At 58.6% G+C, this 24,136-nt stretch carries 25 protein-coding genes; 15 read left to right on the top strand and 10 right to left on the bottom strand.

The window, feature by feature from the left end; all coding sequences use genetic code 11:
• The first annotated feature begins 7 nt into the window (after positions 1-7).
• The 5 genes from ACUNV4_RS12570 to ACUNV4_RS12550 all read left to right on the top strand — a co-directional run bounded on the left by ACUNV4_RS12570 (position 8) and on the right by ACUNV4_RS12550 (position 3,816).
• Entirely contained in the window at positions 8-430 is a 423-nt protein-coding gene (locus ACUNV4_RS12570) for a hypothetical protein (RefSeq protein WP_430878906.1), read from the top strand.
• A gap of 67 nt (positions 431-497) precedes the next feature.
• The gene (locus tag ACUNV4_RS12565) at positions 498-1,148 is read left to right on the top strand and encodes a DUF2796 domain-containing protein (RefSeq protein ID WP_430878905.1); all 651 of its coding nucleotides are present in this window, start codon (positions 498-500) and stop codon (positions 1,146-1,148) included.
• A gap of 38 nt (positions 1,149-1,186) precedes the next feature.
• The gene (locus ACUNV4_RS12560; protein WP_430878904.1) at positions 1,187-1,936 is read left to right on the top strand and encodes an ABC transporter ATP-binding protein; all 750 of its coding nucleotides are present in this window, start codon (positions 1,187-1,189) and stop codon (positions 1,934-1,936) included.
• Position 1,937: 1 nt separating this feature from the next.
• Positions 1,938-3,191 (top strand): ABC transporter permease, encoded by a 1,254-nt coding sequence (locus tag ACUNV4_RS12555; RefSeq protein WP_430878903.1) that lies wholly within the window; start codon positions 1,938-1,940, stop codon positions 3,189-3,191.
• A 49-nt stretch (positions 3,192-3,240) separates the two neighbouring features.
• Positions 3,241-3,816: a DUF3299 domain-containing protein gene (locus ACUNV4_RS12550; protein WP_430878902.1), complete on the top strand. Its 576-nt coding sequence runs from the start codon at positions 3,241-3,243 to the stop codon at positions 3,814-3,816.
• 38 nt (positions 3,817-3,854) lie between these two features.
• Here ACUNV4_RS12550 and phaC read toward each other — a convergent pair whose 3' ends face one another.
• From phaC to ACUNV4_RS12530, 4 genes are all read right to left on the bottom strand, one after another.
• The gene (gene phaC / locus ACUNV4_RS12545) at positions 3,855-5,666 is read right to left on the bottom strand and encodes a class I poly(R)-hydroxyalkanoic acid synthase (protein ID WP_430878901.1); all 1,812 of its coding nucleotides are present in this window, start codon (positions 5,664-5,666) and stop codon (positions 3,855-3,857) included.
• A 95-nt stretch (positions 5,667-5,761) separates the two neighbouring features.
• The gene (locus ACUNV4_RS12540; RefSeq protein WP_430878900.1) at positions 5,762-6,979 is read right to left on the bottom strand and encodes a hypothetical protein; all 1,218 of its coding nucleotides are present in this window, start codon (positions 6,977-6,979) and stop codon (positions 5,762-5,764) included.
• Positions 6,980-7,069: 90 nt separating this feature from the next.
• Positions 7,070-8,593, bottom strand: a complete 1,524-nt coding sequence (locus tag ACUNV4_RS12535; RefSeq protein ID WP_430878899.1) for a SpoIIE family protein phosphatase — start codon at positions 8,591-8,593, stop codon at positions 7,070-7,072.
• 13 nt (positions 8,594-8,606) lie between these two features.
• Positions 8,607-8,999: a hypothetical protein gene (locus tag ACUNV4_RS12530; RefSeq protein ID WP_430878898.1), complete on the bottom strand. Its 393-nt coding sequence runs from the start codon at positions 8,997-8,999 to the stop codon at positions 8,607-8,609.
• A gap of 236 nt (positions 9,000-9,235) precedes the next feature.
• Between ACUNV4_RS12530 and ACUNV4_RS12525 the strand changes: the two genes are divergently transcribed.
• From ACUNV4_RS12525 to ACUNV4_RS12515, 3 genes are read left to right on the top strand one after another with little or no spacing between them, the layout of a single operon-like run.
• The gene (locus tag ACUNV4_RS12525; RefSeq protein WP_430878897.1) at positions 9,236-9,799 is read left to right on the top strand and encodes a SiaB family protein kinase; all 564 of its coding nucleotides are present in this window, start codon (positions 9,236-9,238) and stop codon (positions 9,797-9,799) included.
• The gene (locus tag ACUNV4_RS12520) at positions 9,762-10,199 is read left to right on the top strand and encodes a DUF1987 domain-containing protein (RefSeq protein WP_430878896.1); all 438 of its coding nucleotides are present in this window, start codon (positions 9,762-9,764) and stop codon (positions 10,197-10,199) included. The genes ACUNV4_RS12525 and ACUNV4_RS12520 overlap by 38 nt, the downstream gene beginning before the upstream one ends.
• The gene (locus ACUNV4_RS12515) at positions 10,199-11,251 is read left to right on the top strand and encodes an adenylate/guanylate cyclase domain-containing protein (protein ID WP_430878895.1); all 1,053 of its coding nucleotides are present in this window, start codon (positions 10,199-10,201) and stop codon (positions 11,249-11,251) included. The genes ACUNV4_RS12520 and ACUNV4_RS12515 overlap by 1 nt, the downstream gene beginning before the upstream one ends.
• Before the next feature lie 17 nt (positions 11,252-11,268).
• Here the strand turns inward: ACUNV4_RS12515 and tsaA are convergent, their stop codons facing one another.
• The 3 genes from tsaA to ACUNV4_RS12500 form a co-directional block, all read right to left on the bottom strand.
• A complete protein-coding gene (gene tsaA / locus ACUNV4_RS12510) occupies positions 11,269-12,045 on the bottom strand; it encodes a tRNA (N6-threonylcarbamoyladenosine(37)-N6)-methyltransferase TrmO (RefSeq protein WP_430878894.1) in 777 nt (258 codons plus the stop codon).
• 61 nt (positions 12,046-12,106) lie between these two features.
• Positions 12,107-13,411, bottom strand: a complete 1,305-nt coding sequence (locus ACUNV4_RS12505) for an HlyC/CorC family transporter (RefSeq protein ID WP_430878893.1) — start codon at positions 13,409-13,411, stop codon at positions 12,107-12,109.
• A gap of 118 nt (positions 13,412-13,529) precedes the next feature.
• The gene (locus ACUNV4_RS12500; RefSeq protein ID WP_430878892.1) at positions 13,530-14,387 is read right to left on the bottom strand and encodes a cytochrome C assembly family protein; all 858 of its coding nucleotides are present in this window, start codon (positions 14,385-14,387) and stop codon (positions 13,530-13,532) included.
• A 173-nt stretch (positions 14,388-14,560) separates the two neighbouring features.
• On the opposite strand from ACUNV4_RS12500, the gene ACUNV4_RS12495 reads away from it, so the two are divergent.
• Together ACUNV4_RS12495 and ffh are read left to right on the top strand one after the other, a co-directional pair.
• Positions 14,561-15,286 carry a DUF2786 domain-containing protein gene (locus tag ACUNV4_RS12495; RefSeq protein WP_430878891.1) on the top strand — a complete coding sequence of 242 codons (726 nt, stop codon included), beginning with the start codon at positions 14,561-14,563 and terminating at the stop codon, positions 15,284-15,286.
• A 99-nt stretch (positions 15,287-15,385) separates the two neighbouring features.
• Entirely contained in the window at positions 15,386-16,774 is a 1,389-nt protein-coding gene (ffh, locus tag ACUNV4_RS12490; RefSeq protein WP_430878890.1) for a signal recognition particle protein, read from the top strand.
• A gap of 75 nt (positions 16,775-16,849) precedes the next feature.
• Here the strand turns inward: ffh and ACUNV4_RS12485 are convergent, their stop codons facing one another.
• On the bottom strand, positions 16,850-17,323 hold the full coding sequence (locus tag ACUNV4_RS12485) for an Lrp/AsnC family transcriptional regulator (RefSeq protein ID WP_430878889.1): 474 nt from the start codon (positions 17,321-17,323) through the stop codon (positions 16,850-16,852).
• Positions 17,324-17,450: 127 nt separating this feature from the next.
• Between ACUNV4_RS12485 and ACUNV4_RS12480 the strand changes: the two genes are divergently transcribed.
• Together ACUNV4_RS12480 and ACUNV4_RS12475 are read left to right on the top strand one after the other, a co-directional pair.
• Positions 17,451-18,407, top strand: a complete 957-nt coding sequence (locus tag ACUNV4_RS12480) for a hypothetical protein (protein ID WP_430878888.1) — start codon at positions 17,451-17,453, stop codon at positions 18,405-18,407.
• Between the two features lie 65 nt (positions 18,408-18,472).
• The gene (locus ACUNV4_RS12475; RefSeq protein WP_430878887.1) at positions 18,473-19,630 is read left to right on the top strand and encodes an alpha/beta hydrolase; all 1,158 of its coding nucleotides are present in this window, start codon (positions 18,473-18,475) and stop codon (positions 19,628-19,630) included.
• Positions 19,631-19,674: 44 nt separating this feature from the next.
• Here the strand turns inward: ACUNV4_RS12475 and ACUNV4_RS12470 are convergent, their stop codons facing one another.
• Positions 19,675-20,352 (bottom strand): GntR family transcriptional regulator, encoded by a 678-nt coding sequence (locus tag ACUNV4_RS12470; protein WP_430878886.1) that lies wholly within the window; start codon positions 20,350-20,352, stop codon positions 19,675-19,677.
• Between the two features lie 205 nt (positions 20,353-20,557).
• Between ACUNV4_RS12470 and ACUNV4_RS12465 the strand changes: the two genes are divergently transcribed.
• From ACUNV4_RS12465 to ACUNV4_RS12455, 3 genes are all read left to right on the top strand, one after another.
• Positions 20,558-21,256: an aspartate/glutamate racemase family protein gene (locus ACUNV4_RS12465; protein WP_430878885.1), complete on the top strand. Its 699-nt coding sequence runs from the start codon at positions 20,558-20,560 to the stop codon at positions 21,254-21,256.
• A 15-nt stretch (positions 21,257-21,271) separates the two neighbouring features.
• Positions 21,272-22,633 carry an NCS1 family transporter gene (locus ACUNV4_RS12460; protein WP_430878884.1) on the top strand — a complete coding sequence of 454 codons (1,362 nt, stop codon included), beginning with the start codon at positions 21,272-21,274 and terminating at the stop codon, positions 22,631-22,633.
• A 95-nt stretch (positions 22,634-22,728) separates the two neighbouring features.
• Entirely contained in the window at positions 22,729-23,529 is an 801-nt protein-coding gene (locus ACUNV4_RS12455; protein ID WP_430878883.1) for an aspartate/glutamate racemase family protein, read from the top strand.
• A 20-nt stretch (positions 23,530-23,549) separates the two neighbouring features.
• Here ACUNV4_RS12455 and ACUNV4_RS12450 read toward each other — a convergent pair whose 3' ends face one another.
• Positions 23,550-24,128, bottom strand: coding sequence for a GNAT family N-acetyltransferase (locus ACUNV4_RS12450; RefSeq protein WP_430878882.1), 579 nt, complete (start codon positions 24,126-24,128; stop codon positions 23,550-23,552).
• Positions 24,129-24,136 lie beyond the last annotated feature (8 nt).

Raw genomic sequence — 24,136 nt, 5'->3', positions numbered from 1 at the left:
TGCGCGGATGCACACTTCCCGTTCCATTCATCTGCTGATAGCGGCTGCGATTCTGTTCAGTCAGATCGTGTCGTCTGTCCACATGGCCGGGCATGTGCACGTTGTGCACCCCGGGGTGGCCATGACATCGGCACACGCGTCTGCGTGGCCAGCCCATCCGGCTGGTATGACGGAGGCTGAACACCGGGCTCTGCATGAGCATGGCAAACGGAGTTCATCCTCGCCTGATGCCAGCCAGAGTCAGGCGTCGCTGGATCGCTCCTGTGTCATCTATCATGTCTATGCAGGTTCACATTGCGCCGCCATCGGTTCTGCCGTATCCAGTGGCGTGACACCCATCGCATTCCGGCAGCAGGAGTTGCCGCCTCCGGCACGACTGCTGCAGCTTCCCGAGCACAATGCCATTCGTGGACCACCCGCTTTTTCCTGACCCCGACAGTCGTTACCACACGATACCGGCCGGTGTCGTGTCAATCTTGTCTACAGGAAAATTCTCAATGAAAATCATCGCCTTGCCGGCAGCGGCACTGTATCTGAGTTCATCACTATCTGCGGTTTACGCGGCCACGGAGCGTGACCTCGACAGCCATGTCCATGGCGGCGCGAAGCTCAACATCGCGCTGGACGGTCAACAGCTGTTCATCGAACTGGAGTCACCCTGGAACAATCTGGTGGGCTTCGAACACCAGCCCTCAACCGACGCGCAGCATTCGGCTGTCGATGAGGCCCTGCATCAACTGGAGCGGGCGGATGAACTATTTGTCTTCAGCGGTGCCGAATGTGTTCTTGCCGCGGCCGATATAGAGTCATCGATGGCAGCTGATGGCGAGCACCATGAAGAGCACGAAGAGCACGAAGAGCACGAAGAGCACGAAGAGCACGACGAGCACGACGAGCACGACGAGCACGAAGAGCACGAAGAGCACGAAGAGCACGATCACGATGAAGCCGAGTCGCATTCCGCGGTGCTCGTCAATTACGTGTTCGACTGCGCGCAGATGGCCGAACTGGAAACGGTGACCGTCAAGCTGTTCGACATCTGGTCGGGTATGGAGGAAATCGATGTGCAGCTGATCGGGCCAGCCGGTCAGGGCGCTGTCGAGTTGACTGCTGGTAGTGCAAGCCTGGATGTAGGTTCGCTTTTGTAGGCCTGGTCCGGTATCAGTGCCCGTACTGAGTATTCGACATGAATGAATCTCGAGCCAGCCGCTCGGCGATTCTGGAAATGGGCCAGGTGAGTTTCACCTGGCCTCGCCAGAAGCAGCCGGTCATTGCCATTGATCACTTTGCCATCGCGGCGGGTGAGCGTGTGTTCCTGCGCGGACCTTCGGGCTCGGGAAAAACGACGCTGCTGAGCCTGGTGTCGGCGGTCATCCTGCCCCAGCAAGGGCATATTCGTGTGGATGGTGTCGATCTGCGCTCGCTGCAGGGGCGTCACCGGGACCGCTTTCGGGCCGATCATCTGGGCCTGGTCTTCCAGCAGTTCAACCTGTTGCCGTTTCTGAGTGTGGCGGAAAACGTTCAGCTGCCGTGCCGGTTTTCCCGGCGCCGGCGAACGCAGGCCTTGCAGGCCGGCGCATCCTTGCGGCTGGAGACCGAGCGACTGCTGCAGCGCATGCATTTGCCGGGCGACATTCTCGAGCGTCCGGTCATGCAACTCAGTGTCGGGCAACAGCAACGGGTAGCGGTTGCACGGGCACTGATCGGACGTCCATCACTGATCATTGCCGATGAGCCGACTTCGGCGCTGGATCGTGATGCCCAGCAGGCCTTCATCCGTCTGCTGTTCGATGAAGTGGCGGCGGCAGGCTCCAGTCTGCTGTTCGTCAGTCATGACGAGACCCTGGCCAGTGGCTTTGATCGGCAGATCGATCTGGCGCAGATCAATTCGGCCGGGTCGGCAATCGAGTCAGAGTATCTGCAGGAGGCCGGCTGACATGTTTGCCATCGCCTGGAAGAGTCTGCGAAATCGCTGGCCGACAGCCTTGCTGGCAATACTGGCCATCGTCATGAGCGTGGCGCTGATCCTCACGGTCGAGAAGATACGCCGGGACGCACGTTCGAGTTTCACCCAGACGGTATCCGGTACCGATCTGATCGTGGGAGCTCGCAGCGGTGCCGTGCAGCTGCTGCTGTACTCGGTTTTCCGCATCGGCAATGCCACCAACAACATCAGCTGGGAGAGTGTTCAGGATATTGCACAGCGTCCTGCCGTTGACTGGATGGTGCCCCTGTCACTGGGCGATTCGCACATGGGCTTTCGGGTGGTCGGCACCGACAACGGCTTCTTCGAGCATTTTCGTTATGGCAATGATCGCTCGCTGGTTCTGGCAGAAGGCCGGCAGTTCGAGGATGTCTTCGATACCGTCATCGGCAGCGAAGTCGCCGAGCAACTCGGTTATACCCTGGGACAATCGATCGTCGTGGCGCACGGCACCGGCAACGTGGGCCTGGTGGAACATGATCAACAGCCCTTCACGGTCAGCGGTATACTGGCACGTACCGGAACACCGGTAGATCGAGCCGTGCATGTCAGCCTGGAAGGTATCGAGGCCATGCATGTGGACTGGCAAAGCGGTGCCAAGGTGCGCGGGGAAGGGACCAGTGCCGAGACCATTCGCGGCATGGACCTCGAACCCACCGCCGTAACCGCGTTGCTGATCGGGTTGAAGTCGCGTGGTACCGTATTCCGTGAACAGCGAGCCATCAATACCTATGCCGAAGAACCCTTGCTGGCCATTCTTCCCGGTGTTGCCCTGCAGGAATTGTGGGGACTGGTCGGTGTGGCAGAAAGCGCCCTTTTCATCGTCTCGGTCAGCGTCGTGGTCTGCGGCCTGATCAATCTGGTCAGTGTGCTGCTGGCCGGTCTCAACGAGCGTCGCCGGGAGATGGCCATCCTGCGCTCGGCAGGCGCCAGACCCCTGCATGTGTTTCTGCTGTTGTGCATCGAGTCCACCCTGCTGACGATTGTCGGCGTGGTGCTGGGCCTGGCACTGCATTATCTGCTGACGCTGATCGGCGGACAGTGGTTGCAGCACCATTACGGCATCAGTGTGGCGCTGGCGCTACCGGGAAAGAGCGATTGGCTGATCCTGGTGTCGATCGTCGCCGCCGGATTGCTGGCCGGCTTGTTGCCGGCACTCAGTGCCTATCGCAAATCTCTGGCCGACGGTATGGCGCAACGGCTCTGACCGATGCGCATGACAGAACTTCCTCGACTCTGACAAGGAAACGAATCCCATGAAACTACTGAAAATTGCCTTGCTCTCCGCTACCGTCAGCGTCTCGATCTACGCCGCTGCCGTGCAATCGGGCTGGTGGTCATCTTCCAGCGAGCAGGAGGACGTCGAACTCGTCGAGCTGAACTGGGATGACCTGATACCGGCTGATTTCCAGCAGCCGGAGAACCCGTTCAACACGATGACTCAGGAAGAAATCGACAAACTGCTCGATGGCAGTGATGAATCGAACGCTCGCCTGGCACAGCTGCAGGCCGAGTTCGAATACGCGCCGGTGGTCGAATCGCTCGACGGCAAGCGCGTCAAGTTGCCAGCCTATGTCACGCCGCTGGACTTCGATGGGCAGTTGAAAATGAGCGAGTTCCTGCTGGTGCCCTACATGGGAGCCTGCATTCATACGCCTCCACCACCGGCCAATCAGGTCGTCTATGCCGATTCGGGGACACCGATCGAGCTGAACAGTCCCTACGACCCGATCTGGGCCGTAGGGGTTCTGCGTGCCGTGACCGTCAACAGCGATCTGGCTGAAGCCGGCTACAAGCTGGAAGTGGAAGAAGTGATGCCGTACAGCCGCTGATACCAGCGGCTGGCGAAAGCGCGGCTGTCTGTCAGCGTCTACTCGCTGGCGCGGATTCGCACATAACTACCGGGTGCACTTTCAATCGGCTTGAGCTTGCCGTCACCCGGTGTCCGGGCGGCCACCTTGGCGCCGCTCTTGCGAGACAGCCAGCGGTACCAGTCTGTCCACCAGGAACCTTCATGCCAATCGGCGTTCTCCAGCCATTGGTTCGGGTCATCGGGCAGGCTGGTATTGGTCCAGTGGCCGTACTTCCTGGCAGCCGGGGGATTGACCACCCCGGCGATGTGCCCTGAAGCCGCCAGCACGAAGCGGTTCTTGCCGGAGAGCAATTGTGTGCCGGGGTAGCAACTCTGCCAGGGGGCAATGTGGTCTTCCTTGGCCGCCATGAAATACGTGGGCGTCTCCACCGAGCGCAGATCGATGGGCGTGCCGGCCATGCTGATGCCACCGGGTTCGCGCAGCAGGTTCTGCTGGTAGATCTGCCGCAGATAGAACAGCAGCATGGTGGCCGGCAGGCGAGTGGAGTCGCCATTCCAGTACAACAGGTCGAAGGCCATGGGCTCACGTCCCAGCAGGTAGTTGTTGACGACAAACGACCAGATGAGATCGTTCTCACGCATCATCGAGAACATGTTGGCCATGTGTGTGCCTTCCAGATAGCCCTTCTCCGTCACATGCTTCTCGATCTGGGCAACCTGGTCATCGTCGATGAATACCGAGACTTCGCCGGTTTCCTTGAAGTCGAACAGGGAGGTGAGAAAGGTTGCCGAGGCGACGCGACTTGCCTGTCCCTGCGCCGCCAGATAGGCCAGGGTGGAGCTGACCAGGATGCCGCCGATGCAGAACCCCAGTATGTTGACACTCTTCTCGTCGGTGGCTGCCTCGATGGCATCCAGCGCGGCCAGTGGACCGTCCTTCATGTAGTCATCGAAACTCTTGTGCGCCAGTGTCTCGTCAGGATTGATCCACGACACGACGAACACGGTGTGCCCTTGATCAACGGCATGCTTGATGAAACTGTTCTTGGGCTGCAGGTCCAGGATGTAGAACTTGTTGATCCAGGGTGGCACCAGCAGCAGTGGGCGCTTGTACACCTTGTCCGTGGTCGGGGTGTACTGAATCAGCTGCATCAGCTCGTTCTGGAAGATCACCTCGCCCGGTGTGGTGGCCACATTGGTGCCCACTTCGAAGGCGTCTTCATTGGTCATGCTGATCTTGAGCTGTCCCCGGCCCTTCTCGAGGTCGCTCAGCATGTGCTTGAGCCCTTCGACCAGGCTCTGGCCACCGGTCTCCCGAGCCTTCTTCAGCACTGCCGGGTTGGTCAGGGCAAAGTTCGAAGGTGACAGGGCCGAGATGAACTGCCGGGTGTAGAAGTCCACCCGCTCCTGTTCTTTCGGGTCGAGATCGCCGGTATTGTGTGCCAGCCCCTGCAGCCACTTGGCGGAAACCAGATAGGACTGCTTCATGTAATCGCAGACCATGTCCTCGTTCCAGGCCGGGTCCTTGAATCGCCGATCACCGGGCTCCGGTTGTGCACCGGGTGCTGCTTCACCACCGGTGGCGCGTGTGGCAAAGCTCTGCCACACCTTCATCTGTTCCTGCCAGTAGCTGAACTGCGCCTCGACCAGTTTTGCCGGGTCCTGCATCAGCTTGAATGACCAGTCGGCGAAGGCGTTGCTGATGGAGCTGGCATCCATCAGCGAGAAGCCACCGGAGGCAGACTCCTTGGCCTGGCGCTCCCAGAACGCCTGCAGGGCGCGCTGACTCTGCTGCGCGACGTCGTTCATCTGTTGGAGAACTGCCTCGGGACTCGGCTGTTCCGTGTTGCTTGCTTGCTTGTCGGTCATGGGACATCAATCCTGTCGGTAATCAGTGACGAGGAGCCGGACCGGGTCCGGGCTCGGTATCTATCCGGTGCTCCCCGACACGTCCTTGTGGCGTGTTAGTGAACGGTATCGATTCTGGTGAAGTCGAGGGTATTTTCGGGTGGCGAGGATGTCAATGACAGGACCTCCCGGCGCTTCGTGACAACGATGAAAATCACGCAGGCCAGATAGATGCCGACAACCACGGCGCCGATCCACTGGATCTGCAGCCACTGGCTCTGGAAGAGCAGCGTCAGGCCGAACAGCACCACCACATTGCCGGCAATATACGGCAGTTTGCCGAAGCGTTGCGTGGTGATGGACAGATTGTCGGAGTAGAGCCGGATCAGACTGTCAAGCGAGTTGATCACGAAGGTGATGCCCACGATGATCATCGCCGCGTTCAGAAGACCGGTGGTATCGATCTCGTTGGCACTGAAGTGGTACAGAATGGAGAACCAGATACCCAGTGGAATGGACGGAATGACCAGCAATGCCAGCAACAGATACTGTGTCCGCATGCCACCCACGAATCGGGAAGTGAACTGACCGATCATGATGGACCAGGCGAACCACCAGAACAGGTAGAACTCGTGATAGGCGTTGATCGGAATGATGAACTTGTGCAGATTGGTGAAGTAGCCACTCAGCAGGCTGATGTTGGCACCCAGCTCTCCCGGTCCGATGGAGCCTGATGCCCACATCAGAATGATGAGCGCGGCAAACAGAACGGTGGAGCCGACACTGAGAATCCTGACGTAACGGATATCGGTACTGGAGTAGGCGGCCGCCAGAATGACACAGAACACGATGACGTAGAAGGTTGCCACCACACTTTCACCGTCCCCGATTTCCGGGATGTAGGACGGCAGATAGACCAGAAAAAGGCTGGCGGTGAAGGCGCAGGTGCCGATGATCACCATGTTGTTGAGTATCTTCACCAGCGGAATCTCGAAGAATCTGACCTTGGGTTCGATCACGCAGAAATAGAAGCTGGTGAGAAAGTAGAACGCCCAGATGAGAAAGCCCCAGAAGCCGAACTCGATGGCCAGCGGATTGGTGAAGCCGTATTCCGGCGCACTGGCGGTATCGGCATACATCGGGAACTCGCCCAGCGGAAACATGATCAGCCCGACATCCAGACCCGAGGTGAACAGAATGGCGATGAACGTGAACAGCGACACGGGAGTGACACCGATGACCGGCATGTTCCACCATTTGATCACGCAGAACACCACGAGCACGAAGGCCATGAGAATGCCAAAGGAGATGATCAGGGTAAGCAGGTTTTCCATGAAATGTCTCGTCTCCGATAGCGATCTTTCAGACCCAGTGCTGACAACTCTACACGAATGCCGGCAGGACTCCAGCCCGGCCTGAACTCGTCAGACGGCATTTTCCGCTGGCAGGGTGGCTTGCGCCGCTACACCTGCGCTGGCGGCAGACAGCGCAGGCCGAAAGGCAAGGACGGTAAGATCATCCCGTCTTGGTTCACCGGCAGCGTATTCGGCAAATTCGCGTTCCAGTGCCTCGGTCAGGGTTGTCAGGCTGTCAGCACGGTGTTGCCGGACAATCGAGGCGAAGCGCTTGTAGCCGAAGGCGATCCCGCGTGCCCCACCCACCTGGTCGATGATGCCGTCGGTATGCAGCAACAGTCTGGTGTCTGCGCTCAACGCAAAGCGCGTCTCCTGGAACTGCGGGTTGCCGGGCGTATCCGCATATCCGAGGCTCAGGCGGTCGCCCCTGATGCGGGAGGTGCCCTGCTCGGAACAGATCGTCAATGACAAGTGTGCACCTGCGAATACGCCACTGCCGGAGTCTCTGTCGATCATGCAAATGGCCGCATCCATGCCATCGTTCGATCGGGCATCGGTCGAGTACTGATTCAGCAGACCCTTGGTCAGGTCGCTCAGTCTCGTCAGAATGGCCGCCGGCGACAGACTGTCATCCTCGGAGAGTATTCTTTCCAGAGAGGCAATGGCCAGCATGCTCATGAACCCACCGGGCACACCATGTCCGGTACAGTCGACGATGGCGATGGTCGTTCCCTGTTTGCGGGTGTTGATCCAGTAGATGTCACCTCCGACAAGGTCTCTGGGCTGCCAGAGCACCGAATGCTCGGCGAAGGCCTCCGAGAGCTGACTGTGGGTGGGCAGCAGGCCGCGCTGAATGCGAGTCGCGTAGTTCACGCTGTCGAGGATCGACTCGTGAGCTTCACGGATTTCGGTGACGCGCTCTGTTTCGCGGTCCAGCATGGAGTTGTAACTGCTGATGAGCTTGCCGATCTCGTCGTTGGAGTGGTAGTCGGCGTGTCGTGGTACACCCTCCTGCTCGAACTGCTCGATGGCAGTCAGCAACAGCTTCAGCGGGCGATTGATGAACCACAGAAAGGCGGCAATGCCTGCCAGCGTCAGTGCCAGTCCTCCTATCGTTCCCAACAATGCAAGTACGGCAAACTCTCTTGTCAGCCTGTTCGTCAGAACAACGGGGTCGATGCGCACATGCATGCTGGCCGCCGTGCCGACACCGGGCAGGCTGACATCGATGCTTCTGCCCGGTTTTCTGATGCGTGAACAGCCGATCACCGGCCATGACACGGCAGGTGCTTCGCTGGCCTCGATCCGCAGATCCGTGCAGATCACGTAGGGATAGGCGGCAAAGATCGACAGAAGCTCCCGGGATTTCGGGATGTCCCCAGCTCGAAGAAGATCGGATGCGGGCCTGGCCAGGCGATTGGCAACCGTTGCGATCTCTGCGGCAATCTGTCCACTCTGGTCGGTCTTGCGATATTGCAGGTACAGGACCAGCACCACGGCATTTCCCAGAATGCCGAGTATCAGGGTGGCCGCGATGTACTTGAAGAATATGTGTCGCCTGAACAGTGACAGGGCGGCATCAAACGGGTTCATCGGTAGTGCCAGATTAACGGCCCGCCTTTTTCATGGCCTTGCTCAATGACTCCCTGTCGTCGATGATCATCTGCACAACCTTGTATTTACCCTGGATTTTCCTGACGAGATAGTCGGCCGTGATGGAGTCCCCGTTGTCATCGATGAACTCGGAACAGACAAAATAGTGCTCCCCCAGCGATACGATGAAGGGATGGGCATTGGCCGGATATATCACGCGCATGGTATCCGTTCGCGTGTCAAGGTAGAGGTAGCTGCCGTCGCTCAGGATGGAGTCGTTGTAGGTCAGCATGGCGGTCTGCAGCTCGACTTGCAGTGCGGTGGAGAGTCTGGCTGCGTGAGCTGTCGAGAGCATCAGCCCCGACAGCAGAATGATCAGGCTGGCCCATGCGGTTTTCCTGTTCACGTACGTCTCCCGATGCAACAAGCGGTCCGGCCGGTGGCTTGGCAAGTTGCCGGTACCGACCAGAAATTTCCCGGTATTCGGGTTGCAGTAATATTCGTTTTTTATTGCTGTATTTCTATGATACATATGTAGACGTGTGGACGACACTGTTAAATAGTCTCGGATTCAATGCATCCGCCGCAGCATGAAGCACATTGTGCCTCTGCCCGCTGAGGGTGCCGGCCAGGGAGACAGTAGTGAGAGCCAGTAAACTCAATGAGCTGCAGTCACAATTGCACTCACAAGGCATTACCTTCGCCTATTGCGGCTGTATCACCGAAAACATACTCACGGGTATCGGTTCGGCGCTGAAGAACAAGCTGGAGAGCGAAGATGTCGATACCAGGACCACTCGCAGCATATTTGCCGTGTTTGTCGAGCAGATGCAGAACATTATCCGCTATTCGGCGCGACAGGCTTCTGCCGAACAGGATAAACCGTTGAAAAATGCAGACGACCACTCCCGCTACGGCATCCTGACCATCGGTCAGGTGGGTGATGACTTCATCATTCATTCGGGTAACCTGATTGTGGCAGCCGATGTACCCGGTATTCGAGCCAGGTTGACGGATTTGCAGAACAAATCGCCGGAAGAGCTGAAGATTGCCTATAAATCGCAGCTGCGCAATCTGCAGGAGCTGGAGGAAGGGGCCGGAGTCGGGTTCATGGAGATCGCCCGACGAACATCCAGGCCTATTGAATTCGAATTCGAGGAAGTGGATGATGAGCACACGTTCTTTGCCATCAAGGCAACCATCTGAGAGAGATGCCATCATCATGGATGCACTCGAGATACCCGCAACGACCAGAACTCCGCAAGTCTCCTTCAATTTTCCGGAGCACCGATTTCGTCTGATCGGCGAGTCGTATCCGGAGGATGTCACCCGTTTCTACTACCCCCTGTTCGATGCGCTGGATGCCTATCTGCAGGCGTCCCCGACGCACTGTCGCTTCGATTTCGAACTCATCTATTTCAACAGCAGCAGTGCCAAGGCAATCATGTTGCTCATGGACAAGCTGGATCAGGCGGCATCCCGCGGTTGCCGGGTGGACGTGTACTGGTTCCATGACCCTGAAGACGACACCATGGAGGAACTCGGTGTGGATTTCGGGGAGGATTTGCGTGAGGTCAATTTCAGACTCGAACGAATGGTGGTGTGATGTCCACCGCTGACCTTTTCACGCAGGAGGAACAGACGATAGCGGCGACCAATGCGTGGCTGGCGAGGAAAGGTGCGGACCAGGATCCGGACAATCGGCAGATGGTCGAATCGTTGCTGCATGAATACTGCAAGTTGTTCAAGGTGACTCGGCGACTGTTGCGTGTCAGTGATCGCAATGATGAGGAATTGCGCCGCCTGAGAAATGCGGCAGAAACGGCCAAGGCAACCCTGTCGCGTTACTTTTCCCCCAATCTGGCTGAACAACTGGTCGTCGATCCGGATTTTCTGGGTCTGGGTGGGGAGCGGCGCGAGCTGACCTTCCTGTTCACCGATATTGCCGATTTCACCGCGCTGGTGGAGACACATGATCCTGTCGTGACCGTTCCCCTGTTGAACGAGTATCTGGACAACATGACGCAGATCGTCTTTCGTCATGGCGGGACGACCGACAAGATCGTCGGCGATGCCTTGCATGTCATCTTCGGGGCACCGGTGGAACAGCCGGAACAGGCTGCCAGTGGTCTGGCTTGTGCGCTGGAGATCGATGCCTTCTCCGAGTCGTTCCGCAGGCAGAAGGCGGAAGAGGGCATTCATCTGGGGGTCACGCGAATCGGCCTGCACAAGGGCGCGGCGACGGTGGGCAATTTCGGGGGCGAAGTGTTCTTCAATTACACCGCGTATGGCGATACGGTCAATACCGCCGCCAGGCTGGAATCGGTCAACAAGCATCTGGGGACGAGAATCTGCGCCAGCGCCACGGTGGTTGACGGCATCACCGGCTTCATCGGTCGTCCGGTAGGCACACTCATTCTGAAAGGCAAGACCTCCGGCCTGAAGGTGTTCGAGCCGCTGGCGCCGGAGCAGATGTGCAGTTCGGTGGTGGCGGCGTACAACGCGGCCTACGAGAAACTCGAATCCGATGATCCGTCAGCAAAGCAGGCGTTTGCAGCGATCGTGGCCAAACACGGTGAAGACCCCTTGGCAATTTTCCACCTGGTGCGCCTGCTGGCAGGAGACAGCGGCAATACCATCGTGGTCGATGAAAAATAGCATCGCCGATACTCCACTCATGAGCGTTTGATCGACACGACCATCACGCGGCCCTGGCTGACTTCGAACATCACGTCGACAGGGCCGACCAGAACACCCCAGTGTTGCCCGGGTTTACCGTCCTTGCCACGCTCGTAGGCCGGACGTGGATCCTGAGCCAATGTCTGCTCGATCAGCCTTTGCAGACCGAGTGAGCCGGTTGCCACGAGGTCGCAGCCGGGCTCGATCTCGGCCAGTCGTTGCAGCGCTTGCACTGTCCAGCCAACCTCGAGGCCATCCTGAAGCTGGGTTGCCCAGTCGGACCTGGCGTCCGGTATGGCATCGACAAACGGCACATAGGGCTTGATATCCAGTACCGGCGTGCCATCGAGAAAGTCACCACCATCCACCAGGACACGAAACCGATCCTTGTCGAACCTGACGTCGCGCAGGGCCACGGCGCTCAGCCCGATCGGGTTGGGTCGATTGGGACTGCGCGTGGCATAGACCCCCATGGTCTTCTTGCCGCCGAGTCGCGGTGGCTGTACCAGGGGCTTGAATCGTGAATAGCTCTGGCCATGAAAGACGAACACCACCCACAGATGGGAGAAGGAGCCGAGGTCCCGCAGTGCCAGTTCGTTGTCCCTGGTGGGTTCGAACTCGATGGCTGCCACGGCGCTGTCCACGAGGCCAGGCTGTCTCGGGATGCCGAAGCGCTGGCTGTAGCAAGAGCGGATGGTGGCGATGGCATCCATGGAAAAGGTATCGCTGAGCATCAGTGGTTTCGAGCATTGAAGACCAGGCAGGTCTGCCATGAGTCGGCAGGGGCAGATCCCACCCGAGAGCCCGTCATCGGGCAAGACGGGTCGTGGAGTATCAGTCGCCGGCGGCAGCGCGTGAACTGCGGTTTTCCTCTTCGCTCTCATCCTGCAGGGCAGGATCGATGCGTACCTGCTGCACCTTGTTGTCCTCTACGGCGAGAATGGTCATCGAGTGACCATTGAGAGTGAACACCGCACCTTGCGGTGGGAAGTTCTCGAAGTGTTCGACCACAATTCCGTTGAGCGTCTTCGGTCCTTCCGATGGCAGTGCCCAGTTCAGCGAGCGGTTCAGATTCCGTACCTGGGCGGTGCCATCGACGATGTAGCTGCCGTCGGGCTGAGGGCGAATCTCGGGGGGCGAGATTTGCGGGTCGTTGTCGAATTCTCCGACGATCTCTTCGAGGATGTCTTCCAGGGTCAGCATGCCCTGGATGTCGCCGTATTCATCCACGACCAGACCCATGCGGCGCTTTTCGCGCTGAAAATTCAGCAGTTGTACCGTCAGCGTGGTGCCTTCGGGAATGAAGTAGGGCTCGCGAATGACACTTTCGACATACTGGCGTGTGATCTTGCCGGTACGCACCGCTTCCAGCAGGTTGCGCAGGTACAGGAAACCGACCACGTTGTCGATGCTCTCGCGGTACATGAGCAGACGGCTGTGGGTGCTGGCACTCAGCTGCTGCAGCACTTCGTCCCAGGGGGCCGCCAGATCCACACCGACCACCTCATTACGCGGCACCATGATGTCGTTGACCGATACCGTGCCCAGATCGAGGATGTTGACCAGCATTTCCCGGTGTCTTTGCGGAATCATGCCGGCGGTTTCGTTGAGTACGGTGCGCAGTTCCTCGCTGGACAGGTGCTCGTCATCGCTGACAGCATCGGTTTTCAGGAGCTTGAGGATCAGGGTGCTGACCCAGTTGGTCGCGGCAACCAGTGGGTAGGTGGCGATCATCAGCGGACCGTAGACGGCCGATGCAATGAAGGCGAATTTTTCCGCGCGCCGGGTGGCAAAGGTCTTCGGCGTGACTTCGGCAAACACCAGAATGATGATGGTGAGCAGGCCGGTAGCAACCGCAATGCCGGCTTCGCCCATGAGCCGGAGGGCAATGACGGTGGCAATGGCAGACGCCAGAATGTTGACGAAGTTGTTGCCGAGCAGAATGAGGCTGATGAGCCTGTCGGGTTTTTCCAGCAATTTGGCGGTTCGCTGGGCTGCCTTGTGCCCGTTATTGGCTTGATGACGCAATCGATAACGATTGAGTGACATCAGTGCCGTCTCAGACCCCGAGAAGAAACCTGAGATGATTACCAGCAAGACCAGTATGGATACCAGTGCGCTGATGGGTATGCTGTTCAAGAACAACCGGCCTGCTTTTGCTTGTGGATGATTGCACTATAGCAACGAGTAAGCCGTTTTGAATACTCGTATTCCAACTAAGTGCTCTGTTACACGGTAAGGCAGGCACTCCGGCAGGTTATTGCAGCACGACCTCCAGCACCACTTTACTGCCGAAGTAGGCCAGCACCAGCGTCGCAAAGCCTGCCAGAGTCCAGTGCACGGCTTTCTTGCCACGCCAGCCGAACTGCCAGCGGCCAAACAGTAATATGCCGAAAATGCCCCAAGCTATGCAAGATAATACGGTTTTGTGCACCAGGTGCTGGGCAAACATGTCCTCCAGGAAGAAGAATCCGCTGGCCAGACTCAGTGTCAGCAGCACGAATCCGGTACTGAACAGGATGAAAAGCAGTTCCTCGGTGGAATCCAGCGGCGGCAGCGCGCGCATGAAGCCCCCCGGTTTGTGGCGAGACAGGAAACGGATCTGGATGGCCACCAGAACGGCCTGCGCGGCCGCCAGGGCAAGCATGGCGTAGGATACCAGCGACAGGAAGACATGGATCTGCACGGCACTGCCCTCGATGGGGGTGCCGCCGGCTGACGCATGACTGCTGATCAGGGAAATCGCTGCCAGCGGGTAGACGGCAATACCCAGGTAGTCGGCCGGCTGCCGGAGACATAGCAGGATGTGCAGCAACACGATGGTCAGGGTGGTGGCGGCAATGGCCGTGAGTAACGGCAGGGACAGTGCCCCGGGCAGGCCTGCTTGCCGATAAACGAGCCAGCCGTGCAGCAGCGCGGCAACGGCTGCCAGCAGTAAGGTCTTGCGGCGTCGACCCCCGCGAGCCGCAGCCCCATGCGTGCTGTCAGGGCTGTTCGGACCGCCGGACATGATCATCTGGTCGAATCGGGGTGCCTGATGGGCCAGTGATCGGGTCAGCAGTGCGCTGGCAAGGCTGTAGAGCGCGACTGCAATCAATGGAATGATGTAGCTCACGAAAATTTGCCTGTAGCCTCGGCTTGATGCGGCAGGTGTGTACCTGCATGAAAGATCCTGTACAGAATAGCATGCAGCACCGAGGGCCAGTATGCCTTGGAAAACGCGCTCGTCAGGTAACTTTCCGGCCCGCCGGTCACACAGAAGGCTGCTCGGGCCGGTATGCTGCGGGCATGGAAAAAGCTGATCGCGAAAAACTGCTGGAGCGGATACGCAAGCTCTACGCCATGGGCCTCGAGAGCGAATCCAGTCCGCATGAGGCCGAGATCGCGATGCGACGCTGTCAGTCCCTGATGGCGAAATTCGGCATCACCGAAGCGGATCTGGAAACCTCGGAGTTCGGTGCCAGTTCCATCGGCAAGGACTTTCGTGCCGTGCCCAGTTATGTGGGGGTGCTGGGCTCCGCGGTGGCCTTGCTGCACGACTGCATCTGCGTCAAGGGACGTACCATCGAGTTCCGCGGGTTCAGTATCGATGCGGAGGTCGCCTCCCTGACCTATGGCTACCTGACCGATGTCATGGAGCGCTCGCTGAAGGCGCGCAAGCGCGATGGCGAGGTACCACCGGGTCGGTCAGCCAGCTTTGACTACCGCGTCGGCTTCTCGCTGGCCGTGCTGGAGCGCGCCCGCAAGATCGACCGCGAGCGACGTGAAGCCGAAGAGGCGGCGCGACAGGATGCCAAGAGCGTAAGCGGTGATATCCCTCGCGGGGCCAGCCTGACGGTACTCAAGCGCGAGATTGTCCGGGAAAACTGCATGGAAGGTCTGACGATGGGTCGCCCGAAACGTGTGCGATACCGCAATGGCCGGGCACATTCCGCTGGTTCGGATGACGGATCCCGCGTGTCACTGGACAAACAGGTGGGCGGCCGCAGGCAGAAGACCATTACCAACGCGTGAAAGCCCACCGCGCGCTCCCGTATACTGTGGAAAATCTGTCGGCGGCCGGCGTTTGCCGTGTGATCACCGACACCCACCCAACACGAGACAGGACCGAACATGTTCGACAATCTCAGTGAGCGTCTAGGCCGTACGATCAAGAACCTTCGGGGCCAGGGGCGCCTGTCCGAAGACAATATCAAGGACACGCTGCGCGAAGTTCGCCTGGCCTTGCTGGAGGCCGACGTGGCGCTGCCGGTGGTCAAGCAACTGATCGACTCGGTTCGCGACAAGGCCATGGGCCAGGAAGTCATCGGCAGTCTGTCGCCGGGGCAAGCCTTCATCAAGGTCGTCAATGACGAGCTGGTGGCGATCATGGGCGACAATGCAGAGCCACTGAATCTGGCCACGCAGCCACCCGCCGTCGTCCTGATGGCAGGCCTGCAGGGTGCGGGCAAGACCACCACGGTCGGCAAGCTGGCACGTCTGCTCAAGGAGCGCGACAAGAAGAAGGTGATGGTGGTCAGCTGTGACGTCTACCGACCGGCGGCCATCAAGCAACTGGAGACGTTGGCAGATTCAGTGGGTGCGATCTTCTTCGCCAGTTCGATAGAACAGTCGCCGGTGGACATCGCGCGTGCCGCTCTGGATGCCGCGCGCAAGCAGCTGGTGGATGTGCTGCTGGTCGATACAGCTGGTCGTCTGGCCATCGATCAGGAGATGATGGCCGAAATCCAGGATCTGCACAGCGCCATCAAGCCGGTGGAAACCCTGTTCGTGGTCGACAGCATGACCGGTCAGGACGCCGCCAATACGGCTGCGGCCTTTGGTGAAGCGCTGCCGCTGACGGGTGTGGTATTGACCAAGACAGACGGTGATGCACGTGGTGGTGCGGCGCTGTCGGTGCGTGTCATCACCGGCAAGCCCATCAAGTTCATCGGTGCCGGTGAAAAGACCGATGCACTGGAAACCTTTCACCCTGACCGAATCGCCTCGCGCATCCTGGGCATGGGCGATGTCGTCAGTCTGGTGGAAGAGGTCACGGCCAAGGTCGATCATGACAAGGCCGAGAAGTTTGCCAACAAGATGCGCAAGGGCAAGAACTTCGATCTCAACGACCTGAAGGACCAGCTGGAGCAGATGGCCAACATGGGCGGCATGGCGGCGCTGATGGACAAGATGCCTGGCATGGGTGAAGTGCCCGATGCCATGAAGAAGAAGATCGACGACAAGCAGTTCATTCACATGATTGCGCTGGTCAACTCGATGACCGAGCAGGAACGCAAGTACCCGGCGATACTGAAAGGGTCACGCAAGAAGCGAATTGCCGCCGGGGCCGGCTTGCAGGTTCAGGATTTGAATCGCTTGCTCAAGCAGCATCAGCAGATGGCCCGTACCATGAAGAAGATGAGCAAGGGCGGCATGGCCAAGATGATGCGAGCCATGCAGGGCAAGATGCCGCCGGGCATGGGTGGAATGGGCGGTATGGGTGGCATGGGGATGAAGTAGCCCGCGCCGGTTCATCCGGGCGAACCCGCGCCAGGCCGCAGGCGTGCTGCGTTTTGCAAGAATGATTGTGGGGCGTCAGGGCGTCAGGGCGCTCGGGTCGATCGTGGTCGAGGTGTCGAACTTGCTGCGCCTACGCGAGAGCAGGGTGCGGAATTTGCGCAGGTTGTCGTCGGCGTACAGCACCGCATCGCAGAAGCGATCATAGGCCTGCATGTCGGGTACCGAGATCACCAGTATGAAATCGATCTCGCCGGTGACCTGATAGCACTGCTTCACCTCGGGTCTGGCAATCGCACGATCCTCGAAGCGCTTGTACAGGCGCTTGTTGTCTCGCTCCATGGTCACTTCGATGATGACATAGAGACTTTCGGCGATGGCTTGCGGGTTCAGCAGAGCCACGATCCTGTCTATGACGCCGCTCTGGTGTAGCCGCCTGACCCGTTTCAGGCAGGCGGAGGGGGAAAGCCCGACCTGTTCGGCCAGTGCCTGATTGGTGACATCGGCATTCTGCTGCAGTTGCTCGAGAATCCGTTGATCAATGGCATCCATGTGCAGATTATGCACTCCGTGCTCATGAAAACGCCAAGAAAGTTTCTCACCGGGCCCAATCGGACACAATATTCTGCGTCGCTGCAGGTATCGTGGTGCTCCCTCGACAGACAATGGATCTTCCCGCGTGGCATTTTCACATTACTGGCGGCAGGCAATGGCGCTGCTGCGCGAAACGATTCAGGTGTATCTGGTGCTGCTTCGCATCATGGTGCCGGCGCTGATCGTCGTGAAGCTGCTGCAGGAACTGGGTATTCTGGATCTCATCGGATTGGCGCTGGGCCCGGCCATGGCCCTGGCGGGGCTACCGGCCGTGCTGGGCATTGTCTGGGCAACCACCTTGCTGAGCAATATGTTCGCCGGCATCATCGTGTTTTATGACATGGCTGCCGGTCTGGCCTTGACGGTGGAGCAGGTCACCGTGCTGGGGACAATGATGCTGCTTGCCCATTCCATACCCATCGAGGGTGCGGTCGCGCGTCGGGCGGGAGTACCCTGGTGGGTCACCATTGCATTACGAGTGGGCGGTGCCCTGCTGTTGGGCATTCTGTTGCACCTGGTGTATTCGCATTTCGAGCTGTTGCAGGAGCCACTGGTGAGGGTGTGGCAGCCGGTGGGCTCGGATGGCAGTCTGTGGTCCTGGGTGCTCGCTCAGCTGCAGGCACTGGGCATGGTCTTTCTGGTCATTCTCACCCTTATGCTGCTGTTGAAGCTGCTCCGACTCATCGGGCTGGAGACACTGATACACATCGGCCTGTCACCTTTGCTGCGACTCTTCGGTCTGGGGCGCTCGGCTGCCAATGTCACGGTCATCGGTGTGGCGCTGGGTCTGACTTACGGTGCCGGTCTGCTGATCCGGGATCTGGACGATGGCATGCTGAGCCGCCGCGATGCCTATATTGCCCTGTGTTTTCTGGGACTGCTGCACAGCATGATCGAAGACACCCTGCTGATCCTGGCTCTGGGTGCCGATCTGTCCGGCATTCTCTGGGCTCGATTGGTCTTCGGCATTGTGGTGATCGCCATACTCGCTCGCTTGATGCCACCGGGGAAGTGGCAGGTGTCCCCGGAACCTTCCGTATGAAGCAGGAGTGAACGGGTCCGGTTATCATCTTCGTTTTCCGTCCCCGAGCTTGCAAGGATCGTTTCGTGTCACGGCGTATCACACTGCTGGTATTTCTTTTCTGTCTGGTCGCAGCGGCGCGCGCCGATGATGATTTGCTGGCCGGGTTTCCGGCTCCACAGCAGGATTTCCAGGCGCATATCGAGGAGGTACGCCGCTACCTGTTGGAGACGCAGCTGCCGGAGCGCCGAGCGTCGGATGTCGAATACAACATCCCCTTCGAGATGCCGGCCAGCAGCGATGTCCCTCATCGCGGCAGATATCTGCTGATTCATGGATTGAACGATTCACCGACGGTCTGGCGTGACATGGCCAGAGAGCTGGCGCAACGCGGCTACGATGTCAGGGCCATTCTGTTGCCCGGGCATGGCAATACACCGGAAGCTCAGCTTGAGGTGACCTACCGGATGTGGCTCGACGCCGCACGTTTGCAGCTGGAACTGTGGCGTCAGGGGGACGAACCGTTCTTCATTGGAGGTTTTTCACTCGGCGGTGTCATCGCGACCATACTGGCCATCGAATACGAGGGAATCGATGGTCTGCTGCTGTTCTCGCCGGCCTATTACAGTACCCGCAACTCTCTGCTGCGATGGGCTTCACTGGTATCGCATGTGAAGCCGTGGGTGTTCGGCGGCATGATCATCGAAGACAATCCGTCAAAATACAACTCCATACCCATCAATGCGGCGGCGCAGTATTACAAGAGCACGCGATACCTGCATGATATCTGGGGATCGAAGAAGCTGGACATGCCGGTCTTGATGGTTGCCTCCATGGACGATTCGGTTGTCAGTGTGCAGCGTGTGAGACGTATTTTCAGGCAGCGATTTTCCTCACCACGCAAGCGACTGCTGCTCTATGGCAATGGTGATGTGCAAGCGGCTGACGGGGAAGTCGTGAGAAAGAGTGCCTACCCGGAGTATCGTATTCTCAATCAGGCTCACATGAGCGTGCTGGTGGCCCCTGATAATCCGTTTTACGGCGCCAGAGGGAAGCAGCTGGTGTGCAACGGCAATGAATGGCCGGTTTTCAGCGCCTGCCTCTACTACCAGAAGGATGATCGCTGGCGTGGCGCAGAAGGGACCGCGTCTCCGGACAAGGTGCCGATGGCGCGCACGACCTTCAACCCTGACTTCGATTTCATCATGCAGCAGTACGATGAGGTCTTTGCCATCGACAGGTAGCAGGGGCCTTCGCAAGGCGGCTACCGGCCTGCGGCAGCCGTGGTTCAAGGCCCGGGGGGCTGCAGGATATCCTTCAGATCCGGACTTGTATTGGCAGGTTCGATGGCAATGCTGTGTTCCAGGTGACGCAGATGGTGTTCGATACGTTCCATCAGGACGCTCTCCTCGCCTGCCTCGATGGCATCGACTATCCGCGCGTGTTCCTCATCACCACACAGAGGGGCCTGTGAGGCGGAGTACATGCTGATGATCAGCGAACTGCGCATGACCAGCTCGTTCAGAAACTCGTCGAGAACCTCGTTACCGCACATCTCCCCGAGAATGAGGTGAAATCTGCCGGACAGGCGAATGGCATCCCTGCGTTCGCTTGACTGTCTGGCTGCATGTTCCTGCTCGACATGGTCACGCAGCCGGGCGATGTCCTCGGGTCCGGCCAGACGCAAGACATTCCTGGCAATGACCAGCTCGATGGCACGACGGGCCTGGAAGACGTTGCGCGCTTCCTCGGGGGTCGGGGTGGCAATGAATGCGCCACGATTGGGCTCGAGTTTGACAACTTTCTGTGCTTCCAGTGTCGCCAGAGCGCGACGGACATGTGCACGATTGCAGTGATAGATCTCGCAGAGATCCTGTTCCCCGAGCTTTACTCCTGCCTTAAGGCGGTGCTCGGCAATTGCTTCGAGAACGCCTCCGACTATCGATTGTTCGGGAGCCTGTGCCATCGGGGATGCTTCAAGTGACTGATTTAAAGTGAAAATTCTACCTCATTTAACGGCATTGCTGCTAGCTGCCGGAAATTGTGTCGAAAGCAGTGCAGCAGGAATCTCTATGCACCATTTATGATCATTTACAATAATACTTGTGATTGTTAACAATATTGTGTAGCTTGTTTGTCAATCAATCTGTCAGGCCGCATGAGAAAGCGTTATGAAAATTCTGGTAGTCAATCCGAATTCCACCGCCTCGATGACCGAGAAGATCGCGCAGAGTGCTCGCGACTTTGCCGGCCCCGGGGTCGAGATCATTGCCCGCACGGCGGTGGGCTCTCCCGCCAGCATCGAAGGCCACTATGACGAGGCCATGTCGGTCGGGCCCTTGCTGCACGAGGTCATTGCTGCCGAGAAGGCGGGTGTGGATGGCGTGGTGGTGGCCTGCTTCGACGACCCGGGAATCGGTGCCTGTCGAGAGGTTGCCAGTGGTCCTGTCATGGGGATCTGCGAGGCCGGCATGAAGGCCGCCACCATTCTGGGTACCAGTTTCTCGGTGGTGACCACCTTGCCACGCTCGGTGCCTGTCATCGAGGAGCTCGCCCGTCGCTATGGCGTCGATCACCACTGTCGACGTGTGCGTTCGGCGCAGATTCCGGTACTGGCCCTGGAGGAAGAGGGGAGTGATGCCAGAGAGCGAGTGAAGGCGGAGATTCTGCGAGCCATCGACGAGGATCACTGTGAATCGGTGGTGCTCGGTTGTGCCGGCATGGCCGATCTGACCCGCTGGCTCAGTGACGAGACCGGCATCCCCGTCATTGACGGGGTTGCCGTGGCCGTGAAATTCGTCGAGGGACTGATCAGCGTCGGACTCGGCACCAGCAAGATCTGCGCGTATGCGCAGCCCAACTCGAAGTAGAACGGAGAGACAGCCATGAGTACAACAGCAGAACAGGTCGTCAACGAACACTCGGCAGGAGTGGTAGAGCAGAAGGGCATGGGTGAGGAATCACTGGCCCCTCAGAAAACGCGAATCATGGGGCAGTGGTCCTATCTGTTCGCCTGGCTGGGTGGCTGTGTCTCGATCGGCACGTTCACGGTCGGCTCGGGGCTGGTGGGTACCCTGAACCTGTTGCAGACCGTGATTGCCATCGCCATCGGTTGCGCGGTCATCGGCATTGCCCTGACCATCAATGGCGCGGCCGGTCATAAATACGGCATTCCCTTCATGGTACAGGCCCGCAGTGCCTTCGGCTTTTCTGGAAGTCGCATGCCGGCTCTGGTGCGCAGTGTGCCGGCCATCGTGTGGTTCGGATTCCAGAGCTGGATAGGCGCAGGTGCCCTCAATCTGGTTTCGGCCACCCTGTTCGGCTACGACAATATCGTGGTGTTCTTCATCGGCTTCCAGCTGTTGCAGATTCTGTTGTCGGTACTGGGATTTCATGGCATCAAGTGGCTGGAGAACATCGGATCGATCTTCATCATCGGCTCGCTGGTCTACATGTTCTTCAGCGTCATTGACAAGTATGGTGAGCAGATCTCGACGAACCTGGTCAATGTCGAGGGCACCTGGGGAGCGCCGTTCTGGGGTGCCACCATGCTGTTTCTGGGCGTCTACAGCACGATGATGCTGAATGTCTCCGATTATTCGCGCGAGCTGGAAACCCGGGTGTCGAAGTTTCGGCAGGTGGCCATCTATGCCAATTCGATTCTGCCAGCCACTCTCTTCATGGGACTGATCGGACTGATGGTGTCCGGCGCCACCGGTGAAGTGGACCCCATCAAGGTCTTCTCCAGCGCCGTGGACAACAAGCCGCTGCTGGTCATCACGCTGCTGTTCATCGCCTTTGCCCAGGTGACCACGAATGTTCTGAACAACGTCATTCCCCCGGCCTATGCACTGATGGACGTATTCGGTCTGAGTTTCAGGAAATCTGCCGTGGCTGTCGGTCTGCTGGCTTTCTGCACCTTTCCCTGGGAACTGGTCAAGGATGAATCGGCTGCCGGACTGAGCCTGTTCATCCAGACATACTCGGCCTTTCTCGGTCCCATCTTCGCCATACTGGTGGTGGATTACTACATCGTGCGCAAGCGTCAGCTGAACCTCGACAAGCTCTATGACGCCAACGGGCCGTACAGCGGTATCAACTGGGCAGGTTTCATCGCGGCACTTGTCGGAGTCGTGGTGGCATTGATTTTCTCCGGTATTTCCTGGTACGCCAGCCTGATTCCGGCCGGTCTGAGCTACTACGTGCTGATGAATACACTGCCTTCAGCGGCTCGATTCAAGAGCTGAAGGATCGCCTTGCCCCGCGGTTGGCCGGGTCACTTCCCGCCAACCGGTTCACCCTCATTGATCCCGTTTTGTCCATCAACAGGAGAATCATCGATATGCTGTTCAGAGTCACATCCGCATTCAGGAACCTGTCAGATCTGCGTCCGATACTCGTCGGTGCGGCTCTGACGGGCCTGGCCATGGCAAGCACAGCTGCCGTTGCAGACGACAATACGAGCACACCCGTGGAAGCTGCCCCGCGAACCATTGTCCTGATCAATCCGAACTCCAGTACTGGAGCGACTCACTCGATGGCAGAGTTGGCGCGCATGGAGGTCGATGGTCAGGCTAGCGTCGAGGAGAGAAGTAACGAAGGAGCCCCGGCGCTTCTGACAACACCTGAAGATATGGAAAATGCCATACCGGGTGTGGTGCAGATAGGTACAGAGGTCGCTGCACGCGATGATGTGGTAGCCATCATCGTGTCGGCCTTCAGCGATCCGGGTCTGGAAGAGCTACGCGCCGTCGTTGATATTCCGGTATACGGTATCGGCGAAGAGGTGTTTCACGAGGCTGCATCGGGCGGTCGGGAGTTCGGCATTGTCACTGTCACGCCGGATGAAGGCCTGATCGAGTCCTTTCGGCAGAAGGCGGCTTCGCTGGGCTATGAGGATCAATACAAGGGAGTCAGAGTGACACCGGGAGATCCGAAGGTACTGGTCACATCTCCGGAGAAGCTGGACGAAGCCTTGGCGGCTGCCGTGCAGGAATCCATTGATGAAGATGGCTCCAGCGCGGTCATCATGGGTGGCGGTCCGTTGTCGGCTTCTGCCATCAGGCTCCAACCACAATTCGACGTGCCGTTGGTGGTTGCGGTGAATGCCGCAGCGCGAGCTGCGCTCAGAAACCTGGAATAGCGCCAAGGGCCGGATGTCGATCAAACGAACCCGATCGAATACATCTGTTCGTTGTTCGTCGCGTCATCCGGCCTTGGCTCGAAGCCGCATTTTTCAAGTACTCTCACCGATGCCGTATTGGTTTTCACGACGCCACCGGTGAGAGAACGGATCCGATTCTCTCTGCACCAGCCGACCAGACCGCTGATCAGCTCACTGGCATAGCCATTGCCCCAGGCCGATTCCTTCAGCATGTAGCCAAGGCGAAGGTGTCCGTACTCATCGGTCCCGGAGAGAATGAGCAAGCCGATTGCCTCTTGAGTTGTATTTTCGACGACCAGCCAGGTCGCGTCTTCGCCGTCACGATCGTCGATCCATTGATCGGCGCGTTCCCGTGAATACTTGCCCTGCCAGGACGCGGGCAGGCAGGCGGTCACGTTGGGAGTGAGTATTTCCTGCACTGCGCCTGCCAGATCAAGAGACGGCCATTGCTCCTTGTGCAGCGTGTGCCATTCGGCAACCAGCAGTCGTTCGGTCTCGAAACGCGTCATTTTCTCGTCCCCTGGAGAGAAATCTCCTTGTCCGGTTTGCCGATTGGCATCCACCTCGACTCGGGTCATTACTGACA

The organism is Granulosicoccus sp. 3-233 (assembly GCF_052681095.1).
The sequence above is the reverse complement of the archived record's forward strand: the minus strand, read 5'-3'. Positions and strand labels throughout refer to the sequence as shown.

Excerpts from the sequence above, each read along its gene's own strand:
- ACUNV4_RS12570 (WP_430878906.1), top strand. The coding sequence starts at position 8 with ATGCACACTTCCCGTTCCATTCATCTGCTGATAGCGGCTGCGATTCTG.
- ACUNV4_RS12565 (WP_430878905.1), top strand. The coding sequence starts at position 498 with ATGAAAATCATCGCCTTGCCGGCAGCGGCACTGTATCTGAGTTCATCA.
- ACUNV4_RS12560 (WP_430878904.1), top strand. The coding sequence starts at position 1,187 with ATGAATGAATCTCGAGCCAGCCGCTCGGCGATTCTGGAAATGGGCCAG.
- ACUNV4_RS12555 (WP_430878903.1), top strand. The coding sequence starts at position 1,938 with ATGTTTGCCATCGCCTGGAAGAGTCTGCGAAATCGCTGGCCGACAGCC.
- ACUNV4_RS12550 (WP_430878902.1), top strand. The coding sequence starts at position 3,241 with ATGAAACTACTGAAAATTGCCTTGCTCTCCGCTACCGTCAGCGTCTCG.
- phaC (WP_430878901.1), bottom strand. The coding sequence starts at position 5,666 with ATGACCGACAAGCAAGCAAGCAACACGGAACAGCCGAGTCCCGAGGCA.
- ACUNV4_RS12540 (WP_430878900.1), bottom strand. The coding sequence starts at position 6,979 with ATGGAAAACCTGCTTACCCTGATCATCTCCTTTGGCATTCTCATGGCC.
- ACUNV4_RS12535 (WP_430878899.1), bottom strand. The coding sequence starts at position 8,593 with ATGAACCCGTTTGATGCCGCCCTGTCACTGTTCAGGCGACACATATTC.
- ACUNV4_RS12520 (WP_430878896.1), top strand. The coding sequence starts at position 9,762 with ATGAGCACACGTTCTTTGCCATCAAGGCAACCATCTGAGAGAGATGCC.
- ACUNV4_RS12515 (WP_430878895.1), top strand. The coding sequence starts at position 10,199 with ATGTCCACCGCTGACCTTTTCACGCAGGAGGAACAGACGATAGCGGCG.
- tsaA (WP_430878894.1), bottom strand. The coding sequence starts at position 12,045 with ATGGCAGACCTGCCTGGTCTTCAATGCTCGAAACCACTGATGCTCAGC.
- ACUNV4_RS12495 (WP_430878891.1), top strand. The coding sequence starts at position 14,561 with ATGGAAAAAGCTGATCGCGAAAAACTGCTGGAGCGGATACGCAAGCTC.
- ffh (WP_430878890.1), top strand. The coding sequence starts at position 15,386 with ATGTTCGACAATCTCAGTGAGCGTCTAGGCCGTACGATCAAGAACCTT.
- ACUNV4_RS12485 (WP_430878889.1), bottom strand. The coding sequence starts at position 17,323 with ATGGATGCCATTGATCAACGGATTCTCGAGCAACTGCAGCAGAATGCC.
- ACUNV4_RS12470 (WP_430878886.1), bottom strand. The coding sequence starts at position 20,352 with ATGGCACAGGCTCCCGAACAATCGATAGTCGGAGGCGTTCTCGAAGCA.
- ACUNV4_RS12465 (WP_430878885.1), top strand. The coding sequence starts at position 20,558 with ATGAAAATTCTGGTAGTCAATCCGAATTCCACCGCCTCGATGACCGAG.
- ACUNV4_RS12460 (WP_430878884.1), top strand. The coding sequence starts at position 21,272 with ATGAGTACAACAGCAGAACAGGTCGTCAACGAACACTCGGCAGGAGTG.
- ACUNV4_RS12455 (WP_430878883.1), top strand. The coding sequence starts at position 22,729 with ATGCTGTTCAGAGTCACATCCGCATTCAGGAACCTGTCAGATCTGCGT.
- ACUNV4_RS12450 (WP_430878882.1), bottom strand. The coding sequence starts at position 24,128 with ATGACCCGAGTCGAGGTGGATGCCAATCGGCAAACCGGACAAGGAGAT.